General features: G+C 63.5%; 15 protein-coding genes. 7 read left to right on the top strand and 8 right to left on the bottom strand.

Going from position 1 to position 16,819, the window contains the following annotated elements; translation table 11 throughout:
• Window positions 1-110: 110 nt before the first annotated feature.
• Window positions 111-1,202 (bottom strand): hypothetical protein, encoded by a 1,092-nt coding sequence (locus MPN20_RS09730; RefSeq protein ID WP_242781571.1) that lies wholly within the window; start codon window positions 1,200-1,202, stop codon window positions 111-113.
• 192 nt (window positions 1,203-1,394) lie between these two features.
• Between MPN20_RS09730 and MPN20_RS09725 the strand changes: the two genes are divergently transcribed.
• A complete protein-coding gene (locus MPN20_RS09725; RefSeq protein ID WP_242781570.1) occupies window positions 1,395-2,198 on the top strand; it encodes a 3-oxoacyl-ACP reductase in 804 nt (267 codons plus the stop codon).
• A 112-nt stretch (window positions 2,199-2,310) separates the two neighbouring features.
• Here MPN20_RS09725 and MPN20_RS09720 read toward each other — a convergent pair whose 3' ends face one another.
• The 4 genes from MPN20_RS09720 to MPN20_RS09705 all read right to left on the bottom strand — a co-directional run bounded on the left by MPN20_RS09720 (window position 2,311) and on the right by MPN20_RS09705 (window position 6,577).
• On the bottom strand, window positions 2,311-2,871 hold the full coding sequence (locus tag MPN20_RS09720) for a hypothetical protein (RefSeq protein WP_242781569.1): 561 nt from the start codon (window positions 2,869-2,871) through the stop codon (window positions 2,311-2,313).
• A 622-nt stretch (window positions 2,872-3,493) separates the two neighbouring features.
• Window positions 3,494-4,063, bottom strand: a complete 570-nt coding sequence (locus MPN20_RS09715; protein ID WP_242781568.1) for a dienelactone hydrolase family protein — start codon at window positions 4,061-4,063, stop codon at window positions 3,494-3,496.
• A gap of 93 nt (window positions 4,064-4,156) precedes the next feature.
• Entirely contained in the window at window positions 4,157-5,740 is a 1,584-nt protein-coding gene (locus tag MPN20_RS09710; protein ID WP_242781567.1) for an FMN-binding glutamate synthase family protein, read from the bottom strand.
• Between the two features lie 141 nt (window positions 5,741-5,881).
• A complete protein-coding gene (locus MPN20_RS09705; protein WP_242781566.1) occupies window positions 5,882-6,577 on the bottom strand; it encodes a TM2 domain-containing protein in 696 nt (231 codons plus the stop codon).
• Window positions 6,578-6,758: 181 nt separating this feature from the next.
• Between MPN20_RS09705 and MPN20_RS09700 the strand changes: the two genes are divergently transcribed.
• Window positions 6,759-7,979, top strand: coding sequence for an MFS transporter (locus MPN20_RS09700; protein WP_242781565.1), 1,221 nt, complete (start codon window positions 6,759-6,761; stop codon window positions 7,977-7,979).
• A gap of 79 nt (window positions 7,980-8,058) precedes the next feature.
• Window positions 8,059-8,943 (top strand): enoyl-CoA hydratase-related protein, encoded by an 885-nt coding sequence (locus tag MPN20_RS09695; RefSeq protein ID WP_242781563.1) that lies wholly within the window; start codon window positions 8,059-8,061, stop codon window positions 8,941-8,943.
• Window positions 8,944-8,979: 36 nt separating this feature from the next.
• On the opposite strand, the gene MPN20_RS09690 is transcribed toward MPN20_RS09695, so the two are convergent.
• Window positions 8,980-9,678, bottom strand: a complete 699-nt coding sequence (locus tag MPN20_RS09690; protein ID WP_242781561.1) for an NUDIX hydrolase — start codon at window positions 9,676-9,678, stop codon at window positions 8,980-8,982.
• A gap of 272 nt (window positions 9,679-9,950) precedes the next feature.
• Here MPN20_RS09690 and cls point away from each other — a divergent pair, with 272 nt between their 5' ends.
• A complete protein-coding gene (gene cls / locus MPN20_RS09685) occupies window positions 9,951-11,447 on the top strand; it encodes a cardiolipin synthase (RefSeq protein WP_242781559.1) in 1,497 nt (498 codons plus the stop codon).
• A gap of 159 nt (window positions 11,448-11,606) precedes the next feature.
• Here cls and MPN20_RS09680 read toward each other — a convergent pair whose 3' ends face one another.
• Both MPN20_RS09680 and MPN20_RS09675 read right to left on the bottom strand, forming a co-directional pair.
• A complete protein-coding gene (locus MPN20_RS09680) occupies window positions 11,607-12,053 on the bottom strand; it encodes a YtxH domain-containing protein (RefSeq protein ID WP_242781557.1) in 447 nt (148 codons plus the stop codon).
• Between the two features lie 125 nt (window positions 12,054-12,178).
• The gene (locus MPN20_RS09675) at window positions 12,179-13,201 is read right to left on the bottom strand and encodes an agmatine deiminase family protein (RefSeq protein ID WP_242781555.1); all 1,023 of its coding nucleotides are present in this window, start codon (window positions 13,199-13,201) and stop codon (window positions 12,179-12,181) included.
• Window positions 13,202-13,415: 214 nt separating this feature from the next.
• Here MPN20_RS09675 and MPN20_RS09670 point away from each other — a divergent pair, with 214 nt between their 5' ends.
• From MPN20_RS09670 to MPN20_RS09660, 3 genes are all read left to right on the top strand, one after another.
• Entirely contained in the window at window positions 13,416-14,591 is a 1,176-nt protein-coding gene (locus MPN20_RS09670) for a CoA transferase (RefSeq protein WP_242781553.1), read from the top strand.
• 185 nt (window positions 14,592-14,776) lie between these two features.
• Window positions 14,777-15,610, top strand: coding sequence for a DUF5819 family protein (locus MPN20_RS09665; RefSeq protein WP_242781551.1), 834 nt, complete (start codon window positions 14,777-14,779; stop codon window positions 15,608-15,610).
• Window positions 15,600-16,715 (top strand): HTTM domain-containing protein, encoded by a 1,116-nt coding sequence (locus MPN20_RS09660; RefSeq protein WP_242781550.1) that lies wholly within the window; start codon window positions 15,600-15,602, stop codon window positions 16,713-16,715. Before MPN20_RS09665 ends, MPN20_RS09660 begins: the two co-directional genes overlap by 11 nt.
• Window positions 16,716-16,819: the final 104 nt, after the last annotated feature.

Raw genomic sequence — 16,819 nt, 5'->3', positions numbered from 1 at the left:
TTTCGGGTAGTTCGTCACAGTCTTCGGAGGGCCGATGCGACGCACTCGGTGGCACGACACGACGGAGGAAGTCCGGAGACTATCTTATATCCCTGTTGCTGAGATGTTCATCAGCGTGTGAACCAGGTGAATGCGTCGTAGAGCGTTCCGGTGGCGCAGAGCACTGCTATCACACAGAGAACGATCGAGGTCACAGTGTGTGAGACCTTCGACGATTGGAAGCGCACCGCGCGCGAGTGGGACATCGGGCGATCGGTGACGAAGTGCCCGAAATTGGAGAAGATGCGCCAGTCCATAACGTCGACGAGCGACTTCGCAGCCAGGACGACGACGATGATGAAGCCGATGGCCATCAGGAGGAAGAAGACGAAGCCGAGGAACCCGTAGTCGGTGAAGAACTGGACGACGCGATCACCGATGGACATGGCGAAGGCGGAGAAGCCTTCGCTGAAGGGCAGCGGATCGAAGGAGTCGGTGATCGAGTTGAGGTTGAAGCCGTCGCGCTCCGTGCGCTGGGCGCCGATGAACATCGTCACCGATGCGGCCAGTGCGACGAGGAGGTTGATGATCGTGATCGTCGAGTTGTCCGGCCAGAAGTCAAGGGACTTCAGCGTGTAGGTCGAGGCCAGAGCAACACAGATGATCGCGCCGGCGAGGGCTCCGATCGTGGCCGGCAGGAGGAGGTTGTTGAAGAATACGAAGGCGATGACCGCGATGAGGGCGGCACCGGCGATGTAGGTGAATACGGCGAGCGTGTCGCCGTTGGAGGCTGACGCGGCTCGGCGGTTCTGCTCGACCAGCTGTCCCGAGTAGCTGATGTTCTGCGTCAGATCCGCCTTCGTTGCGCGCGGTTCGGCATCAGCGCCGGCAGTCGGCATGACGCGCGTTTCGTCTTCGTTGCCGTACGCGCCCTGACCATATGCGCCCTGACCATATGCGCCCTGACCATATGCGCCCTGACCATACGCGCCCTGACCGTAGGCACGGGTGTTCTGGTCGTAGGCGCGAGTGGCCTGATCGTAGGACTGGGTCCCGGGTTGACCGCCCTGCCCGTATCCTCCCTGCTGCGGTGCCTGTCCGTTCTGCGAACGGTATTGGGGCCGCGGCTGCCATCTGCCGACGCGTGCGGCGATGAGGTAGACGAGGAGGACTGCGAGTGCTGCGAGAACTCCAATGGAAATGCTGGCGCCGATCTCGCTCATAAGGGACTTCCTGGGGATGGACAACGATGGTCGTCTACGTAGTCTAAGGAGCTTTGGCGCGGTAATCACGTTCGGCCGCCTGGGCATGACCGTTTGCGGGACCGGTGGAGTGCCCCGGCGGTAGGGTGAGAACACGACCTGTCACGTCGTTGTCAGCGACGTGGCCCGCCCAGCGTTCGAAGGAGAATCGCGATGAGCAATGCCCACGCTTTCACAACTGCTGCCATGCCCCTGGATCAGCAGGTGGTCCTTGTGACCGGTGCAGGACGTGGAGTGGGGTCCTCGATCGCGAAGGCATTCGCCCACGAGGGCTCGGCGCTCGTCATCAACTATCGGTACTCGTCGGAGACCGCTGAAGAGCTCGCCGAGGCGATCCGCGCCCGAGGCGGTCGTGCAGTGGCGATCGAGGCCGACGTCACCGACTCCCGTGCCGTTGACGCGATGTTCACTGCAGCGCACGCCGAGTTCGGTGCTCCGGTGTCGACCGTGGTCAACAGCGCCCTCGTCGATTTCTCCTTCAACGGTGATGACAGGCAGCCGGCGGATGAGATCGACTTTTCGGACTTCGTCGTTCAGTTCCGCGGTGCAGTGGGTGCTGCACTCAACACGGTTCAGGCGGCGATGAGCGGATTCCGTGAGATCGGGTCGGGCCGCGTCATCAACATCGGCTCGAACCTTGTCCAGAGTCCCGTCGTTCCCTATCACGACTACACCGCGGCGAAAGCTGCGCTGTTGTCGCTGACCAGGACGTTCGCCAAAGACCTTGGTCCGAGCGGAGTCCGGGTGAACATGGTCTCGGGCGGACTGCTGCGCACCACGGATGCATCCTCGGCCACGCCCGAGGCAGTCTTCGACCAGATCGCTGAGGCGAGTGCCCTCGGCCATGTGACCACTCCCGAAGAGCTGGCCTCAGCAGTGGTGTTCTTCGCCTCCCCGGGCTCACGTGCGGTCACGGGGCAGAACCTCATCGTCGACAACGGCCTCGTCATGAACTGACACGGTCTCGCATAGGGCGTCGATTGTCGACGCTGCGGCTCCGCCCCGCGTCGTTGACGTCGAGAGCAGACCCTAGCGGCGAAAGCCGATCGCAGGGAGTCTGCTCTCGACGCTAGGCTCTGCTCTCGGTGATGTGGCGCTTGATGGCGACGAACATGTCCCTCCTGAAGAGGTCGGCCCAGACCAGGTTGAAGACAGTGAAACCGGCATTGCTCAGTCTCATATGCCGAGTGTGGTTATCTTTGCTTGCGCTGTCCGGTCCGTTCTCGTTGAGGTAGTACTTCCCCAAGCCGTGGAACTCGACTATCAGCGGCAATTCTTCATGTCTGAAGTCGCACCTGCCGATGAAGTTGCCGGCATGATCGCGGACTGTCACCTGTGGAACCATCTCGGTGATTGCGAACCGGTGGAATTTCACCGCGCAGAGTGACTCGCCCTGCGACTCATGCCGCGGGTCGGAGAGAAGCACTGCCTGCCGGGCGGCTCTGCAGCCTCTGCGGCGTGTGCTCATGTGATTGAGAAGGTCGGTTTCGCTGATTCCTCGGATTCTTCGCGCCTCGGAGATCATCGGCACTGACACTTCCAGCGGGTAGTCATGGGCGATGTCGACGAGGGTGCGAGGCAAGTCGGTGACAGTGAAATCTCCGATGACAGCCCGGCTCGAGGGAAGCATCGTGCGGTCATAGATTCGCAGTGTAGGGAAGTTTGCGTGATATCCGTTGCGGATGATCTCGACCTGATCGGTGGCCGGAAAGGGAGGTTGGACTCCGTGCAGCAATGCGGCAGAGATATGAGAGTAGACGTCACCGGGTCGGAGTTCGTGGAGTCGTGAGCGGATCAGCGGTTTGAGCCGTTCACTCTGATCGCGAATATCGCCATATGTCCGCGGATAATCGATCGGCTCATCTGGTCCAGTTGAATGCAGGGCTGCGTGGTCGGGGAGATCGCAGGGGTGGGTCAAAGAAAAGTGCCCCCGACGTACCTTCTGAAGGCAACACCTCAGTGCTTGGCGGATGGTGGTGTCGCTCAAACCGAGCTGGGCCAGCTCTTGCTTCGTGAATACCTGAACCATCAATAGATAATGTCATCAAACACCATCAAATGCAATCAAATGGCACATATGGAAGATGTGGTGCGAGACGAGGAAAATATCGAGAGCCGACCGCAGCGTCGAGGGTCGACCGCAGGGAGTCTGCTTTCGACGCTACGGTCGGCTCTCGACGCTGGAGGCCGCGAGAAGGAAGGAGGCGTCGCAGCTGTGCGCCTTCGGTCCTTCGCGAGCTCCGGGCTTGTGCTCAGGCCTTCGCGAGGAAGCTCAGTGCGCGCGTGAACAGAAGGTCCGCGCTGTCCTCCCGATAGTCGGAGACCGTGGGGTCGCTGAACAGGTGCGCGTCGCCGGGGTAGAGGAAGTATTCGGCCGGCGCACCGGTCCGGGCGGCGGACTCCATCAGAGTCTCCTGACCCCCGGCTTCTCGCCAGACGTCATCGACCGAGAAGTGGATCTGGACCGGAACCTGTTCCTGCCACCTGGTCGGCTTGGGGAAACCGCCGCCGTGGAAGAGCAGAGCCCCGCGAGCACGCGGGTCGTTCTTGCCCATCTGCTGGGCGATGCCCGCGCCAAGTGACAGCCCAGCGAACACCAGCTCATCGGGCAGTCCCTCGCAGGCCGCTGCCACGCGGTCGACAAGTGTGGAGAACCCGACTTCCTGTGCGTGGCCGACTCCCTCATCCGCATTCGTGAATGTCCGACCCTCGTAGAAGTCCGGAGCGGAGACGGTGTGCCCCGCATCGGTGAAGCGCTCGGCGATCACATCGATGCCGGGAGTCTTGCCAAGTGCGGAATGGAGCAGTACGAGATGTGCCATGACTTCCTTGTCTCTCAGCGGCGATTCTCAGCGGATCTGTGCCCGAGACGCTCGGGCACAGACGGTCTCAGCCCCTCACCGGGGCTGCCGCGCTCAGCGGCTCTGACCGCGCGGGATGGTGAACGTGTCCGCGCGTGCCGCGCTCCAGTCCGCCGCCCAATCGTCGGGAGCGCCGTTGAGCAGCTGGCCGGGCTTGAGCCAGTCGTAGAGCCGGGCGTATGACCACGATTCGGAGGCCGAAACGTTGCGGCGCAGCATCGTGGGTTCCAGGTCGTCCGGGTGAGCCGCGCCCATCGATGCCATCAGCCGAACAGCCTCGGCGACGGTGCCCTCATGGTAATTCTTCACGCGGGTCGACTTGTCGGGAACGTCGACCGCACGGGCCCGACGTGGGTTCTGCGTGGCGACGCCCACGGGGCACTTGCCGGTGTGGCAGACCTGCGCCTGGATGCATCCGGCGGCCATCATCATCGCGCGTGCCGAGTTCGTGAAGTCCGCGCCCTGGACGAGGCGTTTGACGATATCGGAACCACTGGCGATCTTCCCCGAGGCGCCGATCTTGATCCGGTCGCGCAGTCCCGCGCCGACCAGCGCGTTGTGCACGATCATCAGTCCCTGAGTCAGGGGCAGGCCGACGTGGTCCTCGAATTCGAGCGGTGCCGCGCCGGTGCCGCCTTCGGATCCGTCGACGATGATGAAGTCCGGAGTGATCTCGGTTTCGAGCATGGCCTTGCAGATCGAGAGGAACTCGGTGCGGGAACCGACGCAGAGTTTGAAGCCTGCAGGCTTGCCGCCGGAGAGCTCACGCATCTTCGCGATGAAGTGCAGCAGTTCGACCGGGGTTGAGAACACTGTGTGGTTGGGTGGGCTGATGCAGGTCTTGCCGACGGGGATGCCGCGGATCTCCGCGATCTCCTCGGTGACCTTGGGTCCGGGCAGAACGCCGCCGATGCCGGGCTTCGCGCCCTGAGACAGCTTGAGCGAGACCATCTTGACCTGCGGGTCCTGCGCCTTCTTCGCGAAGACCTCCGGGTCGAAGTCGCCCTCAGGGGTTCTTGCCCCGAAGTACCCGGTGCCGATCTCCCAGATGAGGTCGCCGCCGAATTCGCGGTGGTAGGGAGAGATCGAACCCTCCCCGGTGTCGTGGGCGAAGCCGCCCATCGCTGCGCCCTTGTTGAGCGAGCGGATCGCGTTGTTGCTCAGGGATCCGAAGCTCATCGCCGAGACGTTGAGCAGTGAGATGTCGTAGGGCTGCGTGCATTCCTTGCCGCCGATGCGTACCCGCGGCGGCGTCGGAGCGTTGGTGATCGGCACGTTCGTGTGCATGAGCGCTTCGTAGCCGGTGCGGTTGACATCGTGTTCGGTGCCGAACGCGTGCTCGGAATGGATGCCCTTGGAGCGTTCGTAGATCGTTGTGCGGGTATCGCGGCTGAACGGCCGTCCATCCCAGTTGCGTTCGATGAAGTATTGCTGGATTTCGGGTCGAATCGACTCCAGGAGGAATCGGGCGTGCCCTGCGATCGGGTAGTTGCGCAGGATCGAATGCTTCTTCTGGGTCAGGTCCCACGCGGCCAGGGCTCCCAGCCCGAGCGCCGAGGCGGCTGCTGCGAATCGAGCGACCTGCTTGCCTGTCGAGTCACCGTTGGCCATGCGAACAATGGGGTACTGACTTTTCACTGTGCCTCCTAGGACTGTCCTTGTTTCGAGCCTAGACGGCAGAAGGGTGGATTTCAGGAAAGGGTCGGCTAAATTCCCATGCAAGTTCGCTTCGGAGTCGCTGAAGGGGCCATCGCCGCGCTGCGTCGCCGAGGCTCAGCGTCAGAATATTCGGCCGATGAGGGCGGCGATGACCTCATCGAGCTGGAGCGAGTAGGCGACGATGATGAGGAATCCGGTGGCGATCCATGCGATCTCCTTGCAGGAGTCGTACCCGGCCAAACGGCGTTTGTCGTAGCGCTGCCCACCGGCCATGACGACGACGAGGTCGATGGCCCACCACAGGCCGAGACCGCCCACAGTCAGGAATTTGAGCAGGCCTGTGACCCAGCGGCCCGTGTAGAAGCGGTCGGCGCCGAAGACGCCGAGGAACAGCGACAGGATCCACGTCACGACGAAGGATCGATTGGCGGGTTCATCCGCCGAGGTTGCCGCGGGGTTCGCGGGCACGCTCGCCGAGGTTGTCCCGGGGTTCGCGGGCACGCTGGCCGAGGTTGTCCCGGGGTTCGCGGGCACGCTGGCCGAGGCCAGCGACTGCCCGGTCGAGTCAGGGAACAGAGTGGAGTCGGTGCGGTCGGAGGTGCTGTACTGGTCGGCAGCTCCGGAGCGCATGCGGGGGTCGTGCTCGGGCGGAGAGGACACGCTCATCATGGTGTTCTCCCTTTCATCATTCATGGCCTTCAGCTGTTCGGCGATGTCGGGGAATCGAATCGCTCTGATCGAGGAGTCGTACCGTCGAACTGGGAGAGCCGGGTATGGGGATAGGCGGGGAACCTGAGTCCAGCCTACGAGACTCATGTGTGTTCGCACATTGAGGTTTTCCCCCTCATCGCCGGTGAATCCGAAGATGATGCCCGCGCATTCTGTGCCCGCCGACCCGTCCTGCGCCCACCCTCACTCACCGTCCTGTGCCCACTCTCACTCAAGGGAGACGGGGAATCGTTTGGGAGTGCCGCCTCGGCGGGCATAGCGTAGAGACATGAGTACTGGTGAGCCGAGCGCGACGAGTACTCGGCGAACCGTCATTGCAGTGTTTCTGGCCGGCGTCTCGGTCTTCCTCGTCCTCTACGAGACTCAGGGGCTCATCCCCGCCATCCGCGAGGCCTACGGCATCGACGCCCCGACAGCGAGCCTCACCGTCTCCGCCACGAACGTGGCCATGGCTGTCTTCCTCATCCCGTTCTCGATGCTCGCCCCGCGCATCGGCCACGCGCGGCAGATCGCCGGCGGAGTCATCCTCGCCGCGATCCTAGCGCTCATCATGCCGTTCATGCCCAGTCCCGAACTGCTCATCGCTGTCCGGTTCCTCCAAGGTGTGGCGATCGCCTCTGTCCCGGCCACCGCGATGGCCTACCTGTCGCTGCGACTGCCGTCATCGGCACTGCCCGGAGCGATCGGGGTCTATATCGCCGGCAACACGATCGGCGGCCTCGCCTCACGTCTGCTCACCGGAGTCGCCGCGGAGATCCTCGGCTGGCACGGGGGACTGGCCTTCACCGCCGTCGTGTCGCTGGTCTTCGGAATCATCGTCGTCTGGCTGCTGCGCCACGACGTGTTCGCCACCGCGCGGGCGGCCGCTGCGAAGGAATTCGTCGATGATCCTGCACCCGCACCGCCGCCTCGGCGCTCGCCGATTCCCCTGGGCTTCGGCCTGTGGCGGATCTACCTCACCGGCTTCCTCTGCATGATCGTCTTCGGCGGATCATTCACGATGCTCGGCTCCCGGCTGCAGCTCGACCCGTGGCGCCTGAGCGAGGGCGCAGTCGCCCTGTTCTTCCTCATCTACCTCGTCGGCACGGTCGTGACTACGTACTACGGCCGCCTCGCGACGAAGTACTCACGCACCCGGCTGACGATGATCGGCATGATCACCGCGATCGTCGGCGCGGGGCTGACACTGGTCGACTCACTGGTCGTCATCATCATCGGCATGTCCCTGCTCACCGGGGGCTTCTTCCTCGGTCACACCGGTGCCTCGGCGGCCGCCAGCGCGTCACGCCCCGGCGTCGACACGACACGCTCAGCGGCCATCTACCTCACCGTCTACTACCTGGGCACGAGCCTGGGCGCATGGCTCTCGGCCGTGCTGTTCACCGATTTCGCCTGGCCGGGCGTGGTCGCCATGTGCATGACTGCGCTGCTCGCGGTCGTGGTCTTGACGCTGACCGGAGCTTCGATAGGGTTCAGGAAACGCACCTGATCAGCTGATTCGCCGCCGCGACCGCCGACATCGACGTCACCGGCTCAGAATCCGCAGCCACCCCATCGGAGGACCTGCTATGCCCCAAGCCACACACTCGACCATCGTCTGCTCGATCGACGACGGCATCGCCCACGTCGAGATCGACCGTGCCCACAAGCTCAACTCGATCACCCGTGAGGTCTTCGAAGACCTCGTCGAGATCGGCCTCGCGCTCAAGGACTCGACCGAAGTCAAGGCAGTTGTGATCTCCGGGCGCGGGCGCGCCTTCAGCGCAGGTCTCGACATGTCCGAGATGGCGCGCATCGCACAGACCGGTGCCCCCACGCAGTCCTCCGCCGAGGCTGCAGCTGAGTCCACCGCCGCCACCGATGCCGGGGCAGGATCCGAATCATCGACTGAGAGCGTCGTCGACCTGGGTGGCCGGCTGGGCGCGGCTCGGGCACTCGCGCAGAAAGCCGTGCACGTGTGGTCGCTGGTCGAGGTGCCCGTCATCGCCGGGGTCAAGGGTCCCGCGTTCGGTGCCGGAATGCAGATCGCGCTGGGCGCCGACATCCGCGTCGTCGGCCCGGACGCGAAGCTGTCGCTGATGGAAGTCAACTGGGGAATCATCCCGGACATGTGCGGCACCCAGCTTCTGCCCCGGCTCGTGGGCCCCGGCATGGCCAAGAAGCTCATCTTCACGAGCGAAGCCGTCGACGCGCAGGCAGCGCTGCGGATCGGACTCGCCGAGGAGGTCGCTGAGGACCCGATCGCCCGTGCCCTCGAACTTGCGGCTGAGATCGCCGGCAAGTCGCGTTCGGCGCTCGTCTGGGCCAAGAAGCTCGTCGACCTGTCCTATGAGGCTGAACTCGTCGAGGGCTTCGACGCCGAACAGCAGGCGCTGTCCGAGCTGCTCGGCACGGACGAACAGAAACAGGTCGTCGAGGCCGGCCTGGCACGACTGCGCGCAGCGAAGGCCTGAGACGAACGTCTGAGACGAAGACCTGGGGCGAACCCGTCAGCCGTGGTTGCCGGGGACTTCTGGGCGGACGGGATCGATGGTCTTCTGGGCCTCGGCGATCTGCGTGGCCGAGTCGAAGGTGCTCAGTTCGTTCATCAGAAAGAGCGTCGGACGCATGAGCTTCAACCGCCCTTCGGACTCGTCGATGAGGATCTCGTTGACCGGCAGCCACTCACTGTTGTCCGCCTCGGTGGTCTGATGGTGCGGAGCCGAACCCGGAGCGGCGGAGACCGTGTAGAAGTAGGTGTCGAAGCGCTTCGGCCGTCCCACCGGAGTTACCCAGTTGGCCCATGGCTTCAGAGCGGCCGGGTCGAGGACCGAGCCGGTCTCCTCTTCGACCTCGCGCACAGCGGTCGCCAGCAGCACGCGCCAACCATCGGCCACCTCGGCGATGGAGGACTTGCTCCACGCCTGCCGATGGACATCGGCATTGGGCACCTCGATGGTCTTCGCGACTTCCTCATCGAACGCGTCGACGCGACCGCCGGGGAACACGACGACACCCGCGGCGAAGTCCATCGTCGTCACCCGATGCTGGACGAAGACCTCGAGGCCGCGCTCGCCGTCCCTGACCATGAGCACGCTGACTGCGGGCTTGACGGGCACGGATGTCGGGTCAGAGACATCGGGGGTGCGGCTGGCGCTGTCAGCGCTGTCGGACGGGTCTGAACCCTCGGGGGAGATGTTTCGGATCACGGTGAGCACCTTCGCTTCTGTGGACTGACTGCAGTTTCCATTATGGCCTCATGCCCACACCGCCGAGGTGGTGGGGTCGGCCCGCGCAGTCGAAAGGGTGGGGTGCGGCGATCGGTGAGGTGGGGTGCGGAGACGATCTGCGAGGTGGGGTCGGAGGGGCGATCAGTGGGCACGATACGATGGAGTCCAGATGAACGACAGCGCGATTCTCAACGGTTCTTGAGGGTCTGTCCAGTGCCCCGTTCGGGTGCTGAGCGCGGATGAGCACGGAAATGAGAGGCGTGGAGATCTACCCTTTCTTCACGATCGAACAGGCATGGCCGAACTGGGTGATCTTCACTCTGCTGGCCGTCGATATGGTGATCCGCATCGTTGCGCTCGGCTGGATACCTCACAACCGCCGGCCCTCGGTGGCGCTCGGGTGGCTGCTCGCGATCTTCCTCATTCCCTACGTCGGCATCCTCGCGTTCCTGCTTCTCGGCTCGGCCAAGCTGCCGAAGAAGCGGCGGAACAAACAGACGCTCATCAACGACTTCTTCCGTGAGCAGACCCAGGGCCAGGCGATCATCGGTGACAGTGCACACATGCCCGAGCCGCTGAGCACTTCTGCCCAGCTGAACTTCGACCTCGGTGCCCTGCCGATGACGCACGGCAACTCGTTCGACCTCCATACCGACAACCACGAGTGCATGGAGCGGATGGCTGACTGCGTCGACGCTGCGAAGTCGTACGTGCACTTCGAGTTCTACATCGTCGCCATCGATGACACGACGAGGCGGCTCTTCGAATCCCTGCTCGCGGCTCACGAGCGCGGTGTCGAGGTGCGGATCCTCATCGACCACGTCGGTTCGCTGGGCTATCCGGGGTATTCGGAACTGGTCAAGAGGCTCGACTCCTCCGGTGTGCACTGGCGTCGTTCCCTGCCGATCCGCCCGTGGCGCGGCGAATACCAGCGGCCTGACCTGCGCAATCACCGGAAGATCCTCGTCGTCGACGGGGAGCTGGCCTTCACCGGTTCGCAGAACGTCATTGACCGTTCCTACAACAAACGGCGCAACCTGCGGAAGGGATTCCAGTGGATGGATCTTTCGCTCAAGTGCACCGGCCCAGTCGTCAATGAGCTCGACGCGGTCTTCATCACCGACTGGTATTCGGAGACGGACGAATTCTTCGACACTTCGACCCAGCCGCGGCTGGAAGCTCCACAGAACGGCGGCATCCAGGCGCAGGTGGTGCCCTCAGGCCCGGGGTTCGAAGATGAGAACAATCTGCGCCTGTTCAACCACCTCATCTACAACGCGAACCGCACGATCGTCATCTGCTCGCCGTACTTCGTTCCCGACGAGTCCCTGATGCACGCGCTGACGACCGAAGCCCGGTCAGGCGTCGAGATCAGACTCTATATCGGTGAGACGAGTGACCACTGGGTCACGCAGAGGGCGCAGCAGTCGTACTACGACGATCTGGTGCGTGCCGGGGTGCGGATCTTCATGTATCACGCCCCGACGGTGCTCCATTCGAAGTTCCTCATCATCGATGACGAGGTCTCGATCATTGGTTCCTCGAACATGGATGAGCGGTCGTTCGCGATGAACATGGAAGTCACGATGTTCATCGTCAACAAGGAATTCACCGAGCGGATGTACGCCCTCGAAGCGGAGAAGTATGCGCCGAACTCAGTCGAACTCGACGTCGAACGGTGGCGGGACAGGCCGCTTCTGCACAAATACGTCGAGAACGTGGCCAGGCTGACCAGCTCGCTGCTGTAGAGGCGGGCGACCTGCCGCTGTGGGCTCGTGGGAACTCTGCAGGCAACAAAAGCCGGCGAGGGGAATTCCCCTCGCCGGCTTCTGCGATTGTGATCGGCACCTGTGCTCGAGGCCGGTGTCAGCGATCAGTCATCGCCAGCGATCAGTCATCGTCAGCGATCAGTTGTTGTCAGAGACTCCGGCCGGGCCTTCGTCATCGAGGCTGCGCTCGGGATCGCTCAAGACGTCGCCACTCTTGTTCGAAGTGGCAGCCGACTTCTTGCTTCCTGTCGAGCCGGAGGCCGAACCGGACGATGAGGCGGAGCCTGCACTTCCTGCTCCAGCCGCGCCAGCGGTACCCGCAGTGCCTGCGGCAGCGCCGGTGCCTGTGCTTCCTGCACCTGCGGCGGCGTTGACCTTGTCGGCGGCAGTCTGGACGGCGTCGGCGACGACAGGCGACTTCTCGCGAATCGTTTGGTTGGCCTTGTCCACGGTGTCCTGCACGCGTGGATCGGTCCAGAGATCCTGAGCCTGAGCCTTGAGCTTCTCGTAGCTCTGACGCCCGGTGCGCGACCCGAGTACGAATCCGACTCCCAGACCAGCCAGGAGAATCAATCTCTTCTTCATTTTCCTGCTCTCCTCTTCAGCTTGCCGTGACTGCTTTCGACACAAATATCTGCCGATCCGCTGTCCGTTCCGATCCGACGATCGAGCCGGCTTGCGACATCTGCAGTGTGTCCTGGTTCACCAGCTTATACCGCAGAAGGCTGCTGTTGGGTGATGCAGTGGATTCCGCCGCCTCGAGCGAAGAGCTCGCGCGCGTCGACTCCGACGACTTTCCGTCCCGGATACACCTTCTCGAGCACGGCGAGGGCTTCGGCATCGGTCGGGTCGTCGAACGTACACGCAATGACGCCGTCATTGGTGACGAGGTGGTTGACATAGGAGAAGTCGACCCACCCTTCGTCATCGCGCAGCACCTCGGGGGCAGGGATCGCTACGACCTCGAACGGCTGGCCCTCGGCCGTCGTCTCCGAGGCGAACTGCGTCTTCAGCTGCTGACTGAACTCGAAGTCAGGGTGCTCGGGATTGCGCTGGTCGTGGATGAGCACAACTCCCGGACTGGGCATGGCTGCGACGATGTCGACGTGGCCGCGCGTGCCGAAGGTCTGGTTGTCGCGGAAGAGCCCGTGCTCGAGCCAGATGACCTTCTTCGCGCCGATCGTCCGCGCGAATTCGGCTTCGACATCGGCTTCGGTCAGCTCGGGATTGCGACCGGGGTCCAACTGCACGCTGCGGGTCGCCAGCACTGTGCCCCGTCCGTCGACGTGGATGCCGCCGCCTTCATTGCGCAGCTGCGAGCCGACGACGGGTATGCCTGCCTGCTCAGCGACGAAGACGCCGATGTGCTCATCGTTGTCCCACTTCGCCCACTCCTGGGCGCCCCAGCCGTTGAAGACCCAGTCGACTGCGTGCAGTCGGCCTTCGCCATCGGTGACGAACGTCGGGCCGATGTCGCGCATCCACGCGTCATCGAGTTCGGCATTGACGATGGTGATCGAGTGGGTGGTCCCCTCGCCGAGGTGGCGGCGGGCATTGTCGGTCTGCGAGGTGGAGACGACCACCGTCACCGGGGTGAACTCGCTGGTCGCGCGGGCGACGGCGGCCCAGGTGCGACGGGCAGCCTCGGCGTCCTCCTCGGTGTCGCCGAGGGCATAGCCGGAGGATGGGAAGGCCATCCAGATGCGGTCGTGTGCGTCAGTCTCAGCGGGCATGTGAAACGTCATCGTTCGTCCCTTCGAAGGCGGCGGTTGGAACGAGTCTAGCGAGATTCGCCTCGACGAGGTCAACGAATTCCGCACCCGGTCAGACAGGGGTGGGCCTGCGGAGCGCGGCGGTCGGGCGGCTATTCTGGCAGGAATGGTCAAGTCTGGCAGCGGAGCTCGGGCCCCGGAGGGTCCGATCCGACTGCGCCAAGGGAGGCAGCACGTGGAAGAGCAGGATCTGCAGGAGATATTCGGCCGACGTGGAAGCGGGCCGCTGGCCGGGGTGGTCGTCGCGGACTTCTCCCGAGTGCTGGCCGGGCCCTACTCGACGATGATGCTCGCGGACCTCGGTGCCACCGTCATCAAGGTCGAGGGCAGGACCGGTGACGATACGCGGCACTGGGCACCACCTCGGCGCGGGGACGATGCGACGTACTTCCTCACGGCGAACCGGAACAAACATTCCGTGGTCCTCGACTTCAAGGACGACGACGACCTGGCGCTCGCACAGGAGCTGGGCAGACGTGCGGACGTCCTCGTGGAGAACTTCAAGGCCGGGGGACTGGCGAAGTACGGCCTCGACTATGACACGGTCAAAGTCGACAATCCCGGGGTCATCTACGCCTCGGTGACCGGATTCGGACGGGACAATCCGCAGCCCGGATACGACCTGCTCATCCAAGGACTCTCCGGGTTCATGAGTGTCACTGGTTCGCAGGAGTCGGGCCCGGTCAAAGCCGGAGTGGCCGTCGTCGACGTCTTCACCGGACTGCACACGACCGTTGGGATCCTCGCCGCTCTCGCCCACCGCAAGGACACGGGACAGGGGCAGCTGGTGGAGACGAATCTGCTGTCCTCGGCGCTGTCGGGTCTGGCGAACCAGACCTCGGCGTACGTGGCCGGGGGAGTCGTGCCGCAGGCCATGGGCAACGCGCATCCGAGCCTCTACCCCTACCAGCCCATGCCCACCGCCGAGGGCCAGATCATCATCGCCGTCGGCAACGACAACCAGTTCAAGTCCCTTGCCGCTGTTCTCGGGCACCCCGAGTGGGCCGAGGATGAACGCTTTGCGAACTTCTCCGACCGCAACGAGAATCGAGCCGAGCTCGAACCGGAGCTGATCGCGGCGCTGAGCGAGAAGACGAACCAGGAATGGTTCGACATCCTCTCAGCGGCCGGCTTGCCGTGTGCCCCGATCAACACGATCGCCCAGGGCGTGGACCTGGCATCGACGCTGGGTCTCGAGCCCGTCGCCGAGGCGGGGACCGGGGACCGTGTGATCCCGACCGTGCGCAATCCGATCCGTCTGTCCGAGACCCCGGCCAGCTATGAACTCGCCCCGCCGACATTGGGAGGCAGTACCGATCTGATCAAGGACTGGCTGCGCGACGAAAGGTGAGCTTGGCGCACAGTTCCGGCAAGATCTGTTCTTGAATCGTTGCCGATTCACGGGCAGACGAGTCGGTCTGCCTCAAGTACCCTGGAGTCTGTACGAAAGCACCCTAGTCACTGGGGAGTCGCTGAACATTTCGCATATGGTCAGCGGGGACTTCGCGAGGTGGCGCACTGGATCCCAGGACGAAGATGGACGCAGACACAGCCGAGACGAAGCCGCCGCGCTCGTCTCAGAATTCGGCCAAGACAGGGTCGAAGACCGGACGCTCACGGGTCATCAAGCGCGTGCTCATGGTTGTGGCCATGCTGATGACGGCGTTCCACCTCTTCGCAAGCTTCTTGTGGATCGCGCCGGCTTCGGCGCTGCGCGAGGTCGTTCCCGGGGATCTTCTCTCCAAATACATGATTCCGCTGTGGGGCCAATCGTGGAGCGTCTTCGCTCCTGAGCCGATCAACGGCGACTACTACTTCGACGTTCGAGCCGTGGTCAAGACGGCTGACGGCGGTGAGAAGGTCACGGACTGGATGCGCGCGACCGATGTCGAACTCGACCACTCCACATACCGTCCCTTCCCGCCGCGCTCGGCCGGGCTGGGAATCGGAGTCGCCTCGGACCTCAAGGGTTCGTGGGACGACCTGCCCGATGATCAGAAGGCGATCGTGAAACTCGACTACTTCAAGGGCGAGGACTCCGTCGACCGGCTGACGTCGAAGCTCAACGACTACAGCGATCCCAAAGGCACAGTCGCCAGCTATCTCAAGAGCGAGCGACTCGCGACAGCCTATGCGACTCAAGTTGCGAAGGCAGTGTGGGGCGAAGACGTTCAAAGGGTGCAGTATCAGGCTGCCCGGCAGAACGTCGTGCCCTTCGCGCAGCGAAACAACCCGAACGCCGAACGTCCGAAGATCCAGCCGGTTCCGGTGGGATGGCGGGCACTCGTCGTCGAGGAGCACCAGTCCGATGAGGAATTCGCGAAGTACTTCTGCGCCTCCGATGAAGTGAGGTGCACCAGTGACCAGTGACAACAAGTCCACACGGACGCACGCCGAAGTGAATCTCGAACCGTCGGCACCACAGTCGAAGTCATACGCAGATTCAGGCGAGAGGATTCCGGTCGCCTCCCGCGTATTGGCGAAGATCGCGCAGGGATGGAACTGGCTCGAGGCGATGCTCATCGGCCGCTATCACGCGACCTATGGCCTCGCCGTGACCCGTATCTTCATCGGCGTCACAGGTCTCGGTCTGCTGCTGACGAACTTCAATGCCAGGCACTACGCCTTCGGAGTCGGCAGTGCCTGGAACGGCGAGATCGCCGAACCCAAGAGCGACTTCCCGAACATCTGGCTGTTCTCCCTCTTCCATCACGCGGTGACGACTCCGCCGCTGTTCACCGCGATGATCATCGGCCTGGCGATCCTCGCCGTCGTCATCATTGTGGGCTGGAGGACTCGTTTCGTCCTGCCGTTCTATCTTGTCCTGTGGGTGAGCTTCATCGAGCTCAACGACAGTGCGGGCGATCAGGGCGACAACGCCTACCGCATGTTCATGATCGCGATGCTCTTTGCCGACACCACGCGACGCTGGTCGTTGGATGCTCGCAGGCGGAAGAAGAACGGCAAGTCGCCCGACTCAGAGGGCGGCGAATATCGGTGGATCCTCATCATGGCCAACAACCTGGCCATCGTCGTGTTGGCCTTCCAAGTCTGCGCGATCTACATGTCGGGCGGCCTGTACAAAGCCGGAGGTGCTGCCTGGCAGCACGGCTTCGCGGTCTACAACCCGCTCCAGACCCAACAGTTCGGGACGTGGCCGGTGCTCTCGGACCTGGCGACGACCTGGGGTCCGATGGTCGTCATGATCTCGTGGGCCTCGGTCCTGTTCCAGTGCGCCTTCCCGTTCATGCTCTTCAACCGGTACACACGGATCGTGGGACTGGTGGGGATCCTCAGCTTCCACTTGGGCATCGCACTGCTCATGGGGTTGCCGTGGTTCTCGCTGACGATGATCGCCGTGGATGCCATCTTCATCCGCGACCGCAGCTTCGAGAAGCTCGGCGCACTGCTCAAGCGCTGGTGGACATCCACCTCCGAGGGCATGGAACGAGCGAAGGCGAAATCCTCGCGCTAGGAGCCCCCGTACGAGGAGCCTCCGCGCGAGATGCCTGCGCAGTTGAAAGGGCCCCGTCTGAGTCTCAGAGCCCTAGTTGAAACTAGTGCTCTGAGACTCAGACG

The sequence above is a fragment of the Brevibacterium sp. ZH18 genome (assembly GCF_022748595.1).
Lineage (GTDB): Bacteria > Actinomycetota > Actinomycetes > Actinomycetales > Brevibacteriaceae > Brevibacterium.
This window is presented reverse-complemented; position numbering and strand designations above follow the sequence as displayed.